A 16,734-nucleotide genomic window follows, 5' to 3' on the forward strand; every position below is an offset into this window, starting at 1 on the left:
GTAAGAAGGGCATGCGATGGCCAAGAAACCAGACAGACCCACGAAGTCCACGGCGCTTCGCCGACAGGCGGAAGAATTCCTCCAGATGACCAAGCACGACGTGGCCGCCATGCCGGTCAAGGACGTGCAGCAGCTCGTGTCTGAACTGCAAGTGCACCAGATCGAGCTGGAGATGCAGAACGAGGAGCTGCGCCAGACCCAGGCGGAGCTCGGGTCAGCCCGTGACCGCTATGTGGATCTCTACGATTTTTCGCCCATCGGTTATCTCACCCTGGACAAGGCGGGGACGATTGTGGAGGCCAATCTGAGGGCCGGGACCCTGCTCGGCATCGACCGGAGAGCGCTGCTCGGACAACCGCTCGCGCGAATGCTCGCAGCCGGTCATGAGGTCACGTTCCGTCGGCATTGGCAGGAGGTCTTGACGAGCGGGAGGCGGCAGAGCTGTGAGGTGCTGCTCCGGAACGAGAAGGGCCCGCCGCGCTGGGTCTATCTGGAGAGCCTGGCAGTTCACGAGGAGTCCGGTCCCCTCACCCATTGGCGGACGGCGCTGCTGGACGTGAGCGATCGCAAGCTGGCCGAGCAGGCGATGGAGGCGCAGCGGGCGCAGCTCGAAGGGGTCATTTCGTCGGCGATGGATGCCATCATCACTGTGGACGAGGAAGAGCATGTGGTGGTCTTCAACCGCACGGCAGAATCCATGTTTCTCTGCCAGGCCGCCGACTCGATCGGGCAGCCACTCGACCGGTTCATTCCGGAACGGTTCAGGCAGGCGCACCCTGGTCATATGCGCGACTTCGCCCTGACACAAGTGACTTCCCGTTCGATGGGCCAGTCCGGCAACTTATTCGGTCTGCGATCCAACGGAGAGGAATTTCCCATCGAGGCCTCCATCTCTCATGTCCTGGTCGGCGACAAGATGCTCTTCACCGTCATTCTGCGCGATGTCACCGCGCGGAAGCAGGCGGAGCAGGAGCAGGTCCGGCTCATCGAGGACCTGACCCGGTCGCAAGAACACTTTCAAACTCTCTTCAACTGGGTTCCCTCCGCTGTCGGGATCAGCACATTGGCGGAAGGGCGGTTTTGCGATGTGAATGATGCGTTTAGCCGACTGACCGGGTACGTTAGAGAGGAAGTGATCGGTCGAACGACCTTGGAATTGGGGTTGTGGGCCGATCCATCGGAACGTGCATCTGTGCTCCGGGAAATCCAGGAACAGGGCCATCTCCACAATCGGGAAGGGCTGCTCCGGACCAAGTCCGGAGAGATTCGCTCTCTCATGATCTCCGTCGCGTCGATCCGGCTCGGGTCCACCCCTTCCCTGATTTATCTGGCCCATGACATTACCGAACGCAAGCGGGGGGAGGACGCGTTGCAGGCCAGTGAGGTCTTTACCCGCGCGGTCCTGAACTCACTCTCCGCGCCTATCTGCGTATTGGACAGGGACGGGGTCATCCTCAAGACCAACGACGCCTGGCAAGCGTTCGCAGGATGGGCGTCGAATTGCCCGCTCATTGGTGCCGATATCGGACAGCATTATGGTGAAGTGTGCAGGCTGGCACTTGCCGATGCAGCCGCGGAGCAAGAACATATTCTCGGCGGCATTCAAGCCGTATTAACGGGCAGTCGACCGGGTTTCAGCACGGAATATGCCTGTCATGTGCTGGAGGACGAGCGCTGGTTCCAGTTGCGGGTGACCCCGTTGAAAGCGTCGAAGGGCGCTGTGGTGTCGCATACGGATATCTCACCGCGAGTCAGCATGGGGGTAGCGTTGGAGCAACAGTTGCTCCTGCTCAATCACAAACAAGCGGAGCTGGAATCCCTGACGGGGAAGCTGATCGGTGCCCAGGAACAGGAGCGCCGACGGATCGCGCGAGAGCTGCACGACGATTTCAATCAACGATTGGCGGCGCTGGCCGTCGAACTCGAGACCTTAGAGCGTACGCCCAATGCCGTCCCTACGCCAGTCGTTCAGCAACTCATCTCGGTGCGGGACCATGTCGGGCAGCTCTCCGATGATCTGCACGATATGGCGTACCGGCTGCATCCGTCGTTGCTCGAACATGTCGGACTGGAAGTCGCCGCGCGAGACCACGTGCTCGAGTTCACGAAGCGGACGGGGCTGCCCGTGACATGGACCGCGCGAGAGGTCCCGGAAGCGCTCGCGCCGGAGGTGGCCACCAATTTGTTTCGCGTGATGCAGGAGAGTCTGCAAAATGTGTTCAAACATGCCAGGGCGACCGAAGTGACGGTGACGCTGAGCGGTTCATCCAAAGGGGTCGGTCTGTCGGTGCGCGATAACGGTCAGGGGTTCGACCTTAAGGGCAAGGATGCTCGCATGAAAGGAATCGGGTTGGTGAGCATGCAAGAGCGTATGCGTCTGATGGGCGGTTTTCTCCGAATCCATTCCCTCCCAGCGGATGGCACGACAGTCTGCGCCTGGATTCCTCGTGCTCAGGAGGGCACATGAAGAGGCCGCGCGTCCTCATGGCCGACGACCATTCGCTGATCCTCGCCGGCTTACGGAAGTTGGTGGAGGTGGACTGCGACGTGGTGGGGACGGTGGAGGACGGGCGGGCGTTAGTGGAGGCGGCGCAGCAGCTGCGGCCGGATCTGATTCTCCTGGACATCTCGATGCCGCTCTTAAACGGGCTCGAAGCGGCGAGGAAACTCCGCACTCTTGCGCCGGACTGCAAGCTCATCTTCCTCACGATGCATGCCAGCCCGACCTATGCGGCCGAAGCGTTCCAGGCCGGGGCCTCCGGCTATCTCCTCAAACGGTCTGCGGCCTCGGAACTCGGTCTGGCGATCGCGTCTGTCCTTCAAGGCCAACATTATCTGACGCCGCTGCTCACGAAAGAGGTGTTGGCCTCGGTTCTCAAGCCCTCCACCGGCGAGCGAGGCAAGCCTGTCACCGGCGCGCTCACCGCGCGCCAGCGCGAAGTGTTGCAGCTCGTCGCCGAAGGCCATGGCACGAAGGAGATCGCCACGATCCTCAGCATCTCGGTCAAAACGGTGGAGTTCCATAAGTCCCGCATCATGCAGCATCTGGATCTTCACACCACGGCCGATCTGACCAAGTATGCGGTTACGCACGGCATCACCGGCCTCTGACCGGCAGGATGCTGAAACGGGGGCGGGGTAGCTGGGACGATCCCTGTGCTCGCGCAACGCGCGGCCTCCGAAGGATGCGAAGGGTGGCCTGGCCGTCCTCCTGCTCGCGGAACGCGCACGATAAGAATGTGCTCGTTCGACGCGCGCAATCGAGGATCGACCAGGCCGCCCTTGAAAATGAAATGGAGGAGTTGGAAGACGCGCGCAGTGGGAATCATCCCAGCCACCCCTTAGTGGTGATAGAAGGGCGCGGCCTTGCTGGACGGCCTGTTTGAGCATCCTGCTTCTCCTCAGTTCTTTCACCTTCCTCTATCCCTCATGACCCGTAGCGCTAGTACGATTTTTTCGCGGTGCCAGGGTTCTTCCTAGTTCCGCCGCTTCCCTAAGCCGGCTATGCTCACAAGAGGTTATCATTGTGAGAGAAGAGGACGTCACGCGATGACGAAACCACGAATCTTGCTCGCCGACGACCACCCGGAATTGTTGAGCGCGCTGCGCGGCTTGCTCGAAGATGGATTGGGTGAGGTGGTGGGTATGGAGACGGACGGGCAGCCGCTTATCGAAGCGGCCATCCGGCTGGAGCCGGACATTATTATTTTAGATATTTCGATGCCGACGATGAATGGGCTGGACGCCACGCGCGCGTTACAGATCTGTGTCCCGCAGAGCAAGGTGATCATCCTCACGGTCCATCGGGAGCCGGTCTACGTGTCCTTAGCCTTTAAGGCGGGAGCCCGCGGCTATCTCCTCAAACGAACGTCCCTCTATACAGAATTGCCGCAAGCCCTGCTGCATGTGCTCGCGGGCGATCGCTATCTCGGGCATGGACTGGGAGAGCGAGAGGCGTGGGAATGTGTCGAGGGCGCAAACCTGTCGGCCAGGATGTCGTAGCAGGAGATGGCCGAATTCGATGCCTGGTATGTCTTCGGGGTTGACCATCGCTTGGAGGTCCACCCGTGAGAAGAATGCAAACGGGTAGGGAGTCTTTTTTCTCCGGCATGGGGCCATGAAGGCTCCCGGCCCCGGATCTCTCTGCTGCCTGTGAAGGCGACGAGTGGCGTTACGGCTCGCGAATGAATCGTGGTTTATCTCTCACGGACACCATCTTGACCAGGTCCCGCACAGACACCATGCCGACCACCTTGTTGCCCTCTGTCACGGCGAGGTGGCGAATCCGTTCCTCGGCCATGAGCCGACTGGCGTCGCGAACGGTCCGGTTGATGTCGATCTGAATCAGGGGGTAGTTCATCACGGTTCCGACCTTGGTGCTGCCTGCAGGGAGATGGGAGGCCATCCCTTTTCTCACCACATCGGTTTCGGTCACGATTCCGACCATCTCTCCCGCTTCCATCACGAGGAGTGAGCCGATCCGCTTCTCCGCCATCGTCTGCGCCGCCTCCAGCACCGTCCGTTCACTTGTAATGGTTTTCAGCGCCTGGTGCATGAGCACGCTGAGGGGCCGGTACACCTTGTCGAGGCCATGGATGGGGCCCCCTTCTGAATCGACGAAATAGCGCGCGAGATCTCGTATCGACATGATCCCGACGATCTCATCTTTGTCCGAGACGCAGAGATAGCGGACATGGTTCGTTTCCATCAGATGGCTCGCATCCAACATGGGGCGATCCGGTGCGATCGTCAGCAGCGGGCTGGTCATGATGTGATCCACCATCGTCAGGGAAGGATCGAGTCCTTTGGCGAGCACGTTCCTGATCAGGTCCGTCTCAGTCACGATCCCCGACTTGCTGGTCATGCGGCCGTCTGCATCGGTTGACTCGACCAACAGGGAGCCAAGGCGTTTCTCGCGCATACGCTCTGCGGCCTCCACGATCGTGGCCCCAGGCCGGATGACCTCCAAATACCGATGCATGAAATGTCCTATCGTGGATCCTGACTGCACAGTCATAGTCGTTCCTTTCATTCCTCAGACCGCTAGCTGCGTTGCGCCGCGCTCACGCCTTGTGAGAGCCAAGATCGATCAGGGTCGTTCGACTCTCTCGCAGTGAACTGCATATGGCGAGCCAGGATAGTGTCCTTGGGGTGTAGAGCAGGGTATGTGTTTTCCTGATGGAATCAAGCGGGTACGTGCAGGTCGAACGGTTGGCGAGTATGGAGAGAGTCGGGAGGGGGCAATGTGCCACATCTTCGAGGGAGAGGTTGCGGTAAATGGCTACAGTGAGAGGGGAGGGAGGTGGATGATCTGCTGCGCTCGCGCAGCCTCGGTTGACTTAGGCCGAATCATATCTATGAAACAACCAACCTGCCAAGCCTGAGGGACGTCTTCCTGGACGTCATTCTCAAGGCGAACACAGATGAATGCTTTGTACGATGGCTGTCTCTCACATAGCCAGGAAGGAGATTTCTATGAAAGGAACTGTGACGACGAGAACGAATCAAGCCAAGAAGCGGTCGCTCGATTGCTGCCATCGATGCGGCGGGTTGATGTTGTCGGAACTCTCGGGTGACACTGGCGCGGTGGAATCGCGTTGTGTGACATGCGGCGAACGGGTCGATCAGGTGATTCTGGCTCACCGTCAGCATCACCGCGCGCGACCAGAAGTGGAAGAGTCGTTCGCCGGGGGATGGCACTCTCGCGTGAACGGGTAGAGTGGACGAGAATTTCGCTGAGACTGTGGTGTCTTGTCCAGGACCTGCGAGGAAGATACAACCGAAGCGGAGGCTGGTTCAGAGAGTTCTTTCTCCAACGTGGAGGCCTTGGAGGAGCTTTAGGCTTCCCGCCATCTCAGCGGGCCTGCTCACCACCCCTGCGCTCGACCTCGATGTCCTTCACTGTTCCTCTCACCGAGGCCTCCGCTCACTTCTAAGATAACCATACTTCTGGAGAGGTCAATGGTCAGGCTGCGAGGCCGTGAGGTCTTCCTGTGAGAGCCGCCTTCTATTTCTTGTCCTTGTCGACGGTGCGTTCGCGTAGCCGGCGGACGAGCTCCCGGTAGGAGTCGGAGCGGATGATCTTGCCGAACTGGCTGCGGTAATTTTTGACCAGGCTGACTCCGTCCACGATGATGTCGTAGGCATGCCACGTCCCGTCTTGGACGTGCAGCCGGTAATCCATCGGGATTTCGACTTTGCTCGACCGCAGTTCGGTCCGGACCTCCGCATAGTTTCCCTCGATCCGTTCGGAGAGATAGTGTACTTGTTCTCCAGAATAGCCTTCGATTTTTTCGGCATAACGGTCGGAAAGAAAGCTCTTGAAGAGTTCGACGAATTCGGTTTGCTCACCAGCCGTGAGGGGCGTCCAGTTGGACGCGAGCGCTCGCTTCGACATTTCCCTGTAGTCGAAGTGGGATGAGATGACTTCTTCGAGCAGCTGCCGACGAGGGATACGCTTGGCCGGACTGGACAGCTTGGGGTCCTCCACGATGCGGAACACTTCCGTGATCGTGGAACGGACCGCTTCAGTGGGAGGCTCCGTGGGCTGGTCGGAAGAGCCGAAGGCGGTGGAGCAGGCCAGCGCGATAAGCATGAGGTGCAGTGCGAAGGACGAACTTCGAACGATCCAAGCCCTGCGGGAAGTCGCAGCGGTACCAGCCTGTCTCAACGGGGAGCAGGCAGAGGAGCCGAGAGCTGGCCGCTGCGGTGATGCCATTCGAGGCGACCCGATAGGCTCTGCGAGAGTAGTTAATGGCATCAGAGCCCCACTCCTTCCATGACGCATCAATCCAGCAGGAACGTCACCTTCAGATGCACGCGATACAGGGCGACCTTACCATTGTCGATCACCACATGTTGCTCCTTCACCCAAGCCGACTTGATGCCGCGCAGGGTTTTGGATGCCCGGGCGATCCCGCTCTGAATGGCATCCTCGAAACTTTTTGGCGATTCCGAACTCAGCTCGGTGATTTTGGCGACGGACATGGGACGCCTCCTTTGTTACGCACGTGAGCGATGGTCAGACCGACGTTGCTACTTTTCAGTCTGTAGCTCAAAGGCTCAGCTCTCAACTCACTACGGAGCAAGCGACATGCCGCCAGGCTGTGGCAAGACCCTATTGAAAGAATGGTGGCAGCGCTTGGGGTTACGGCGCGGGAATGAAGATGAGAGGGGCGGTCCGACCACGATCTCAGGGCAAAGTGCCTCAAACCTCAGAATTCCACTGCTGCAAAGTGCGACAGGGGTAAGGGCAGCCTCCTTCGTCGTGATGGCGAGGTCGAACTGCCAAGATCATATTTCACCCACACATCATCGAGGATCTTCTGGTGCCCCGCTGTCAAGGTGAGGTCTCGGGTTTCGAGCACAGGTGTCGGCATTGGTGCAGAGCAACCTTCTCAGGTTGAGGTGTTTGTCCGCAGTACAAGGGAGAGATTCTGCAGTGAATGGAGGCGTTGCGCATTCTGGAAAAATTCGTGAATCACAATGCCGCTGGCATCGCTGTTGCGTCTGCGAGAGCAGGAGAAGGGAGACCATCTCATGGCGAAACGTATCACGATCATTCAAGGTCATCCCGACGCGCAGGCGCGCCATTTTTGCCATGCGTTGGCGGACGAGTATGCGAGGGGTGCGGAAGACGGCGGTCACGAAGTCCGGTGTATCGAAGTCGCTACGTTGGATGTTCCCCTTCTGCGAACGAAGGCAGACTTTGAGAAGGGAACACCGCCGGAAGCCATCAAGCAAGCCCAGGAGGCGATCAGGTGGGCGAACCATCTCGTCATCATTTATCCCCTCTGGCTCGGGTCGATGCCAGCGCTGCTCAAAGTGTTTTTCGAACAGGTCTTGCGCCCGGGCTTTGCGTTTGAATATCAGAAGTCCGGCGGGATGGCGAAGAAGCTGCTCACTGGCAGGTCCGCAAGAATCGTGGTGACGATGGGCATGCCGGCCTTCGTCTACCGCTGGATTTTCTTTGCGCACAGCCTCAAGAGCCTCCGGCGCAACATCCTCTGGTTCTGCGGTATCGGGCCGATCCGGTCGACGCTCATCGGTTCTATCGAAGGGATAGACGAGACGCAGCGGTTGGAATGGCTGGATGAGATGCGGGGGCTGGGGGAGGCGGGGAAGTAGACGGGTGGTGAAGGGTGGGCAGCTTCGGGAGCGACATCATGCGATGCGTCGTTGTCGCCATTGAACTCTTGCATGTTGTCTCGCGTGCGCCTCTGAAGCTGTGCCACCCTGGTGCCATATTGGTGCACGCATATCCTTCATGCCTACTGGTTCAGATTTTGTGCGATGCCGCACCCTTCCTGCCCATCGCTTCCAGCCGCAGCATATTTGGTGGGGAAGGATAACGAGCGAACGCGGAAGGATCATATAGGCGGATGGTGCTCGTTCGATGCGCGGAGTTCAGAGCAGCCCAGCCTCATCCCTCTTGAGAAGGAAAAAAATTGAAGACGGGGCATGGCGCTCGATGTACACCACCAGCCGTCTTGCTGGAGGCCGATAGGGTCCGGCGACGTCGTTCTCCCGCGATCCTCGTCATTGATGATGGACGGAAGGTGCGGATGCGGATCCCTTCTTATGGTTTGGCAGCCGGATCATGTAGCGACGCTCGGCGCCGAAGGTGACCAGCACTATGCCCCGGCGGCTCAGCCGATCGACCTCGTTAAAGACCTGGCCCCAGGACAGGTCGGGGAGATGCTTGGTCAACGTATCCAGATCGCATCCATGCATGCGTGTGACTTCGCCGAGTATGCGATTGGTCACGGGATTCTGTGAAGTCATGATCAGATCCTCCCTTTCTGGTTTGAACCTCCACTGCAACCTCGGGCACGACTCGTCAGTACTGTGAACAGCCTCCCCATTCCCCGCTTGCGCCCCATCGATCGCTCAGACCGAGCGCGCTGCGGGCTCGGTTCAGTGTCTGCGCGTAGGGTGAGCAGGATGTATGTGTGCCGTACGTCGTCAGCCTGAACGGAAATGCACTCAGCCGTGTGGCCGGCGGAACAAGAGGTTCGGCAGGCGCGACGGAAGCCGGCAGAATAATCGGAGCCTCAGAGGGCTGAATGAGATTCGGTGCTGGCACAGAGAAGATCGAAGGCCCCAGGACCAGTGCCAAGAGGGGAAGGACTCGTCGGCGACCGACAGTTCCCATGAGGATCCTCGCTCTAAAGCGATCCATGTTCAGCGCCGGAAGCGCGACGTCACATTGTCCGGCGTAGGAGTGATGGAGACTGCGGCGAGATCCGGCGCGCAGGATGACCAGGTAGAAGCGTGCGGAAGAGCCAGCAGCCACCGTCACTGGAATGTCATAAATAATGCTACGCCCAGAGAGAGGATCGGTCAAGCGTTCCCACTGAGCCTGCGCGATGATTAACGGGCGCCGTGCACGAGGATCTGACGGCTGCGATAGATCGACAGCGCGCGCTGTGTCGATTCCTCTGCTTCGGCACTCCATCCCATTTTCCGATAGAGATCGGCCAACAGAGACAACGCGGTCGCCTCCGTCGCGGCATCGCGCAAGGTTTGAGAGAGAAAGACTGCGCGTTTCCCCAATGCGATGCCTTCGGTCAGCCGTCCCTCCTCACCATCCACATGCGCAAGCCGGAGCCGCAGCATCGCTTCGATCGTCATATTCTGTTCGACTTCAGCCAGGCGAAGGCCCTCGTCGTAATACCGCCGCGCATCTTTCGTTCGATCCAGCAGCCAGTGCGCGTGCCCCAGTGCCACGACCGCCGCAAGTTGCTGACCGCGATTCTGTCGGGTGCGCGCGTCTTGCCACGCCTGTTGCAGCAACGACAGTCCTGGCTCGGGTATTCCGTCACCGACATCGAGCAGGCCCAGCTGCACCAACGATTCGTTCCATCCCTGTCGATCGTTCGTACGTTCGAACAGGGTGATCGCCAGGCTGAACGATGCACGAGCGTTGTCGAGGCGTCCAAGCCGGGCCGAGACGCGCCCCCTGACCAGTAACGCCCGCGCATGAGCGGTCCGGTCGGATGACCTGGCAAAAAGAGGAAGGGCCTCTTGGAGCGCCGCGTCGGCATCCTGGATCTTGCCTTGCCGTTCATACACCTGTGCGATTTTCACCAAGGCGGTGGCCACGCCGCGGGCCTGCTGGTGCTCCCGAAAGGTCGACAACGCGAGCTGATAGTAGGTCAGCGTTTCAGGAAAGTGATGCTGGTGGTCGTGGACCTCGCCGATGCGGAGTAATTCGTCGCCCGTGAGCGTTTTGGCCGTAGACATTTGCTGAACAGGCACAGCGTGGGAAAGAGACCAGGCAGGACTCTGGCTCGACAGTGGAACGAGCAGCAGAAGCCAGGCAGCCATCACGATGCAGCCCTCCATGTTCCGAACGCCTCGACGGGCTCCTGCGCCATGTCGATGGTTCAGAGAAGACTTCATCCCTCGCAGGATCGACTAAAAGGATGCGCTCGCGGGGTTATGAGGTCAAGGGCGGAAGATCGGGAGCGGTCAGCCGCCCTTCTTGCTCGCAGAGCCCCCACGATAAAACTGTGGTCGCTCGATGCGCGCAGTGAAGGGCAGCCTCGACCGCTCCCTTTAGCAGATGTTTGGAGCAGAGGAGGAGGGTAGCCCGTTAGTCTCCTGTGCTCGCGCAACGCGCGCATGACCTTGTTTCCGTCCTGATTTCGGCCTCCGTCCCTCGTGGAGGGTTTACTGCTTCCTTACCAGCTCTCACCTTGGTAAGCTTTTTTCAGGGCGTATGTATTGATGACATCTGAATGACTGATTCGAATCGACATGACCGCATGTCTCTGCTGAGAAAGCTCCTGCTCTTCTCCCTGGTCCTGTTCGTCTTCTTCGCAAGCCTGCTCTTGTATGTGCAGACGCGGCATGGGTTTCGTCACGCCGTCGTCCCGCTCGCGGCGAAACTGACTGGAGCGAAGCTGGAGGTCCAGGACGGGTGGCTTTCTTTGCTGGGGGCGCTCGAAGTGGACGGGCTTGTCTACGAGGATCCGGCATCGGGAATCTCGTTCGATGCGGAGCGGATCGCCCTTCGCGCGAGGCCTTGGTCGTTCATCGAGGAGGGTGTGCCCCGAATCGACGACCTGGAGTTGAAGGGGGCGAACCTTCGGATTGCCCTTCGGCCAGGACCGGTCGAGGCGCCGGTTCAGGAACCGGAGGGAGAGTCTTCTGAGACGTTCCACTTGATCCCGGTCGCAATCGAGCGCGCGCGATTCGAGGATGTGACTGTGACAGTGGATCAGGGCGACCGCCGGATCACGGGGCAGGTTGCTGCGGCACTGGATCGGCTGGGGCCAGGCCGGAAGGGGAGCATCACGCTTCAGACCGGCATGTTGCTGGAGCGTGGCGCCGGGACGCAGGACCTGTCCGGCAGCATGGACCTGACCCTCGCCGTGGACGTCGGTCCCGGAGGGACGCCGATCAAATGGGACGGAGCAAGCAGGGTCCTTGCTCGAATTGGCCGAGGCTCGCTTGAGTCGACCGATCCTGAAGTCATCAACCTTGAGCAAATCCTCACAGGTGAGTACGAACATGCCGCGCAAAGTTTACGGGCCGCGTCCAACGTCGCAATCAGCAGGGCCGGAACCTCACTGGGCACGGTCGAGCTCACAGCTTCAAGGGAGGGGGCGAAACGTCCGGCTGTGACGGACGTCTCGTTGAACGTGGAGGGTGTTACAGGCGATCTGGTGAATCGCTTTTTACGTGAGACTGCTGCGACCCAGGTGCAGGCAGGAAAGTTCGACGCCAAGATAAAGGTGCAGGTTGAGGGGACGCGGACGTCGGTTCGAGGGGATGTGCTTGGATCAGGCGTCCGGCTCCGATTGGCCGACCGGGAGGCAAGCCCGCCGGTCGATGTCTCGTTACGGCAGGTCGGATCGTTCGATTCTGCCACCACAGACCTGGCCATCGAGACGTTTACGCTTACCATCGGCGACCGTGCGAAGACTCTCTTGTCCGGAGCGCTGGACCGTCCGGTCTTGCTCCATCTGGATCGGACGAAGGGAAAGACTTCGTCGGCAGACACCGGTGCAGCGCCGGCGGTCTGGTCTCTGCGGTTGAGCCCATCGGAAATCCGCGAGCTGCGTCCTTGGCTGGCGCTGTCGGGCGGCGGTCCGTTGACGGAAGTCGCGGCGGGCACATTCGGTGGCGCGCTCGTGGTCTCGATGTACGAGCAAGGGGCAATTGTGGATGTGGCCGGTCGGCTGGAAGCGACTGACGTGATGCTGCAGGGCGAGGGGAGGGGACGGGCCGGCCTCATGGGACCGTTGGGGGTCGTCGCCGAGGTGAAGTCCCGACTGACCGGCATGCAGTTGCTCAAACTGGATCCATTGACGGCCAACGTGAGCCTGAAGGGCAAGCCAGTCGCCGCTCTGCATGCAACCGGCGCATGGCGGTTCGCTGATCCGACGGGGCTTACTGCATTGAAGAGTACCGTGACGCTCACCGGGTTGCCCGGGGAGACGCTCAATCCGTTACTGAGTCTGTGGAGCGAGACTAGAATCGGCAGGGCGAAGATCGACGGTCATGCCGACGTCGCGGTCAACAACGACCATGCCCGATGGGTCGTTGACATCAGCGGCGAGGAGATTCAACTGCGCCTGCCGGAGGCGGCGACTGACATGCCCCCGCTGGACTTGCTGATCAAACAGGCCGGCGAGTTCGACCGGGCGGAGCAGCAACTGCGGCTGGATCGACTGAGCATCCAGCTTGTCGAACGTCGTCGGCCGGTCGTCACGCTGTCGCTCGACAAGCCACTCTCGCTGAGTTTCGCGCAGGCCAAAAAAGGGGACGGTTCGCAAGCAGGCGGATCTGCTGAGCCGATCACGCTGGGGCTCCGAGTTAATCGTCTGGGCCTTCATCAACTCCGTCCATGGGTGGTACTGGCGGGAAGTCAGGCCCTGGCGTCGGTTCGAGGCGGCGCGTTGGACGCAGACTTGCAAGTTCACATCAGCGGGACCGATGACGCCGCGGTCGCCGGTCGTTTGGATCTGGAAGATGTCACGTTCGAACGTGGCGCGAGCGCATCGGTCACGCTGGGCACCGAAGTTCGTGCATCGGTCGTGGGCCGGTCACGTGTCACCGTGGATTCATGGGCGGTGCGGGCATTGGCCGGGAAGACGGTCCTCGGAGAGGCGCGCCTGACCGGATCGGCCGACTTCGGCGGCGCGACAGACCTCCGGCTGGATCTCGCCGCCAGCGATCTGAGTGAATTCGTCGGTCGGCTCGGGCTCTTGACGGAGCGGCGACAGGAGCTGATTTCAGGCGGCACACTCAAAGGCGACGTGCGGCTGGTCACGGCGGGTCCGGCGAAGCCCGTGACCGTCAAGGCCGCGCTCCGATCGACAGACCTGATCATGCGGCTGAACAAAACGCAGCAATTGACTCGATCGCTCGGGCTGCAGGCTGATATCGAAGTGGACGCGGACCGGACCCTGGCGCAACTCCAGCGTCTGGAGGTTAGCGTAGAGTCCGCCGGCGCCAAGGCCGGGATTCTGACGGCGAACGGGCGGTGGCCGCTCGCAGACACAGGATCGACGACGCCAGCCGGCGCGGTGAGCGTGACGGTGAAGGAATGGGATAGCGGACCGTTCGTGGATTTCTTCGGCATCTTGCCCGGTCGCGTGTCCGGGCCGTTGCCCTTGACCGGAGAACTGATCGTCTCGCAGGAGGCAGGCGGTAAGGTGCTTGCCGTGAAGGGGAAAGAGACGATTGGACCGGTCACTGCCGCGGTGAATGGCGGTGCCCCTGAGTCGGCCACGATACAACTGGAACAGGACATGGCCCGAAGCGGCGACGAGATCAGAGTGGCGGTGCTCTCGCTCACCGCGGAGCGGCCGAAAGGACGGGCTGACCGGGCGGCGATGAATGGGAATCTCCGTATGGGTGCGCAACCCCGCCTGCAACTTCGCGGGAGCGTGGACGCATTCAATGCCGATTGGTATGCCGCCTTGACGGCCCCGCCTTCAGACCAGGCATCGATCGGCAAGACTTCCGGCAAGTCAAATGACGCGAAGGACACAGGAGTCGGCCTCGGCGTGCCGTTAGACCTCGACGTCGACCTGGCCATCGGGTCCGTGATCTATCAAACGCTCGAGATCGGCAAGGGGCGCCTCGTCGCCAAGGGGGACGGGCAGAAGATGCAGGCGACGCTGGAGCCGACCGGCCTTGCAGGAGGATCGGTGCAAGGGACTGTCACGATCGCTCTGAAGGGCGGGCAGCCGGACATCGGCTGGGACGCGAAGGGAGAGGCCTTGGATCTCGGCGTCCTCACGAAGGCCGCGTCGGGGGAGCCAGAGCCGCGGATGACCGGTCGTGGCACGTTCACGACCTCGGGAACTGGTCGAGGCCAGGGTGAGGCGTTACGGCAGAGTCTCAGCGGTACCGTGGCGTTCGACGTGGCCGACGGCCAATTCGTCAAGTCGCCTCTTCTGGAGTTCCTCGCGAAGCAGACCCATATCGACGAATTTAGAGCATTGGGGTTCCGGACGGTGCATGGGGAACTGCAGATCAAGGATGGGTGGGTACATCTGAATCAGGCCCGCGTGGTTGGCCAGGCCGCCGCCCTGGAGGCGGGCGGGAAAATCGGGCTGGACGGTCGACTTGACGTGTATGTCGAGCCGAAGATCGGGCCGACCATCTCCGATCACGTCACCATTCCCTGCCTGAACCAGCTGACGAAAACCGCGGACGGCTTCACGGTGTTGCCGGTTGCCGTGACGGTCCAGGGGACGGCAGAGAAACCGGCCTACGGAGTACAGATGACGGGCGGCAACATGGTTGGACGGCAGGTCGGGGCGCTGGTCGGGACCGTGGCAGACCTGCTCACCGGTTGCCAGGGCGGCGCAGCCGCACAGAAGGCGACGGAGGAAGCCCTAGGGGCCATCAATGACACGGCGAAGGATCTCATCAAGGATTTGTTCGGCGGTAAGAAGAAGCGGTGAAGCCTGTGCCCCGGCGGATCGGCCCGGCCGGAGCGAGGGACCTGAGACGATTACCGGCGGAACGCATCCTTGGCTTTGAGCACGTCGGAGAGCAACGTATCCGCAGACTTGGCGGCGATACGCTGCCGGTACCACCGGTGCCCGAGTGTGAAGAGGATCCCGCCAATCACGACGACCACTAGCCATGCCGAGTCACCCATGGCTCCAGTCTAACCAACTCGCCAATGTTGAACAAGGTCAACGTGCCCCTGTGCCTCAGGTAGGCCGAGGTTATTCTTCCGTGTGTGGACCGTAGAGCTGATCGAGAGCCGTTCGTATGGTGGCTTTGAGTTCTTTGAGCTCGGGACTCGTATCGTTGCGTGCCTGCGTGAGTATGGAACGGTTCAACGATCGGAGGGGATCGAGGGCACGCCGGTCGGTCGTTTTGCTCAGCGCGCGGACCAGAATAATCTGTGTCGGCACCGGCTCCTGAAGGAGCGTTCCCAGGAGCGTCGGGACGATGTCACTGTTGGGGTGCAAGGGCGCGAGCCGGCCTAGGCCGACTGCCGCGGCGCGATGCTGTTCCGGCGTGCTGGATTTGTAGAGGGACAACAGCGGGGGGATGCCGTCTTCATGGCCGATGGTTCCTAGCGCGGTTGCGGCAGCATGCACGATGGCCGGATCGGGATCCTTGAGTGCTGCGATCAATCGCGGGATGGTCTCGATCGACATCATGTTTCCCAAGAGGTCGATGAGCGTGACCTTCTGGCCGCTTGTCGTGCTCGCCGCATCCAAGGCGGGAACGAGGCGAGAGGATTGTCCCAATTCTGCTGCCAGCAGGAACGGGAACGTGTCCTTGCGTATTTGTTCACTCAGTGCGGCGACGGCGTACGCGCCTGAGTCAGGCTGCCCGGCTTTTTTGGCGGCCTCCTGTGCATCGCTGAATTCGGCTCTGACTTCGTGCCGCCAGTTGGACGTCCGGCTCCCGAAGCGATAGGAAACTTGACAGGCCGGGCCCTTCCAGAGGCGCATGGCCGCGTCGACCATATCGGCATCGCCGCCTGAGCGCCCGGTTCCCTCCCAGGTTTTCGCCTCTTCGCATTTAACCTTGACGGTGACGTCCTCCGCGGGCTGTCCTGCTTCAGGGATGACCCGGTAGCCGAGTTGTTCGAGGCGCGCAGTTGCGGCCTTCGTCACGGGTGCGGAGTCAATGGCGCCACGGAGCGTGAGGGCGATGACTTCCAGGTAGATCGTTTCCGTCCGACGCATCTGCTCCTTCTCCACGGACGTGAGCAGTTCCTTGCGTGCCTGGCTGACATCCGGCGCGATTCCAATCAACAGCGCTCCGACCGTCATGAAGAGGCTGGCGAATACGAACTGGTGCTTGCGTGGGCGATGATAGCGAGACATGGGAATGAGGCTCCTCTCCTAGCATGTGAAAGAGGTCAAGGATTGGGCGGATTCTCTCACAAGCGGGTGCCGAGAGGGTAGGCCTTCGAGGCAGAGCGATCATTCATCCTGCAGACACAAAGAATCGGGACGGAAAGTCGTCATCGGAACGCGGCTTCCGCGATGTTCGAATCGGCTGACCGGTGCGTATCCTGTCCGTCTCCCTCGGTGCTCGGTCGGTATCCTGTCTTTCCCGCCGTCGACTCCTCAATCATAGTCCGGTAGCGTTTGACCCTGCCGGTGTTATCGAGTCAACAGGAGCGAGCGATGGTGAATCCTCTGCGGTCCATTCTCCTGTTGAACGTCGTTCTCACGCTGATCTGTGGTGTCGTGTAAGCAGGGACCTGCCGCCTCGGCAGTCGAAGGCGAGTCTTGAGCC

General features: G+C 60.7%; 14 protein-coding genes. 6 read left to right on the plus strand and 8 right to left on the minus strand.

The window, feature by feature from the left end:
• The first annotated feature begins 16 nt into the window (after positions 1-16).
• The 3 genes from Q8N00_04590 (at position 17) to Q8N00_04600 (ending at position 4,002) form a co-directional block, all read left to right on the plus strand.
• Entirely contained in the window at positions 17-2,467 is a 2,451-nt protein-coding gene (locus Q8N00_04590) for a PAS domain S-box protein (protein ID MDP2382060.1), read from the plus strand.
• Positions 2,464-3,111 (plus strand): response regulator transcription factor, encoded by a 648-nt coding sequence (locus tag Q8N00_04595; protein MDP2382061.1) that lies wholly within the window; start codon positions 2,464-2,466, stop codon positions 3,109-3,111. The genes Q8N00_04590 and Q8N00_04595 overlap by 4 nt, the downstream gene beginning before the upstream one ends.
• Positions 3,112-3,549: 438 nt before the next feature.
• Positions 3,550-4,002 carry a response regulator transcription factor gene (locus Q8N00_04600; GenBank protein MDP2382062.1) on the plus strand — a complete coding sequence of 151 codons (453 nt, stop codon included), beginning with the start codon at positions 3,550-3,552 and terminating at the stop codon, positions 4,000-4,002.
• Between the two features lie 169 nt (positions 4,003-4,171).
• Here the strand turns inward: Q8N00_04600 and Q8N00_04605 are convergent, their stop codons facing one another.
• Positions 4,172-5,017 (minus strand): CBS domain-containing protein, encoded by an 846-nt coding sequence (locus Q8N00_04605; protein MDP2382063.1) that lies wholly within the window; start codon positions 5,015-5,017, stop codon positions 4,172-4,174.
• A gap of 458 nt (positions 5,018-5,475) precedes the next feature.
• Between Q8N00_04605 and Q8N00_04610 the strand changes: the two genes are divergently transcribed.
• Positions 5,476-5,718 carry a hypothetical protein gene (locus Q8N00_04610; protein ID MDP2382064.1) on the plus strand — a complete coding sequence of 81 codons (243 nt, stop codon included), beginning with the start codon at positions 5,476-5,478 and terminating at the stop codon, positions 5,716-5,718.
• Positions 5,719-6,007: 289 nt separating this feature from the next.
• On the opposite strand, the gene Q8N00_04615 is transcribed toward Q8N00_04610, so the two are convergent.
• Complete coding sequence (locus tag Q8N00_04615; protein MDP2382065.1) at positions 6,008-6,760, minus strand: ABC transporter substrate-binding protein; 753 nt, start codon at positions 6,758-6,760, stop codon at positions 6,008-6,010.
• A gap of 26 nt (positions 6,761-6,786) precedes the next feature.
• Positions 6,787-6,987, minus strand: a complete 201-nt coding sequence (locus Q8N00_04620) for a dodecin family protein (protein ID MDP2382066.1) — start codon at positions 6,985-6,987, stop codon at positions 6,787-6,789.
• Positions 6,988-7,539: 552 nt separating this feature from the next.
• Here Q8N00_04620 and Q8N00_04625 point away from each other — a divergent pair.
• A complete protein-coding gene (locus Q8N00_04625) occupies positions 7,540-8,127 on the plus strand; it encodes an NAD(P)H-dependent oxidoreductase (protein MDP2382067.1) in 588 nt (195 codons plus the stop codon).
• Positions 8,128-8,538: 411 nt separating this feature from the next.
• Here the strand turns inward: Q8N00_04625 and Q8N00_04630 are convergent, their stop codons facing one another.
• The 3 genes from Q8N00_04630 to Q8N00_04640 all read right to left on the minus strand — a co-directional run bounded on the left by Q8N00_04630 (position 8,539) and on the right by Q8N00_04640 (position 10,329).
• Complete coding sequence (locus tag Q8N00_04630) at positions 8,539-8,784, minus strand: hypothetical protein (GenBank protein MDP2382068.1); 246 nt, start codon at positions 8,782-8,784, stop codon at positions 8,539-8,541.
• 55 nt (positions 8,785-8,839) lie between these two features.
• Entirely contained in the window at positions 8,840-9,154 is a 315-nt protein-coding gene (locus Q8N00_04635; GenBank protein MDP2382069.1) for a hypothetical protein, read from the minus strand.
• Between the two features lie 218 nt (positions 9,155-9,372).
• A complete protein-coding gene (locus Q8N00_04640) occupies positions 9,373-10,329 on the minus strand; it encodes a tetratricopeptide repeat protein (protein ID MDP2382070.1) in 957 nt (318 codons plus the stop codon).
• A gap of 440 nt (positions 10,330-10,769) precedes the next feature.
• Between Q8N00_04640 and Q8N00_04645 the strand changes: the two genes are divergently transcribed.
• Complete coding sequence (locus Q8N00_04645; GenBank protein ID MDP2382071.1) at positions 10,770-14,927, plus strand: AsmA-like C-terminal region-containing protein; 4,158 nt, start codon at positions 10,770-10,772, stop codon at positions 14,925-14,927.
• A 50-nt stretch (positions 14,928-14,977) separates the two neighbouring features.
• Here Q8N00_04645 and Q8N00_04650 read toward each other — a convergent pair whose 3' ends face one another.
• Complete coding sequence (locus Q8N00_04650; GenBank protein MDP2382072.1) at positions 14,978-15,127, minus strand: hypothetical protein; 150 nt, start codon at positions 15,125-15,127, stop codon at positions 14,978-14,980.
• 70 nt (positions 15,128-15,197) lie between these two features.
• The gene (locus tag Q8N00_04655) at positions 15,198-16,316 is read right to left on the minus strand and encodes a HEAT repeat domain-containing protein (GenBank protein ID MDP2382073.1); all 1,119 of its coding nucleotides are present in this window, start codon (positions 16,314-16,316) and stop codon (positions 15,198-15,200) included.
• Between the last annotated feature and the right edge of the window lie 418 nt (positions 16,317-16,734).

This window comes from Nitrospirota bacterium, from assembly GCA_030684575.1.
Lineage (GTDB): Bacteria > Nitrospirota > Nitrospiria > Nitrospirales > Nitrospiraceae > Palsa-1315.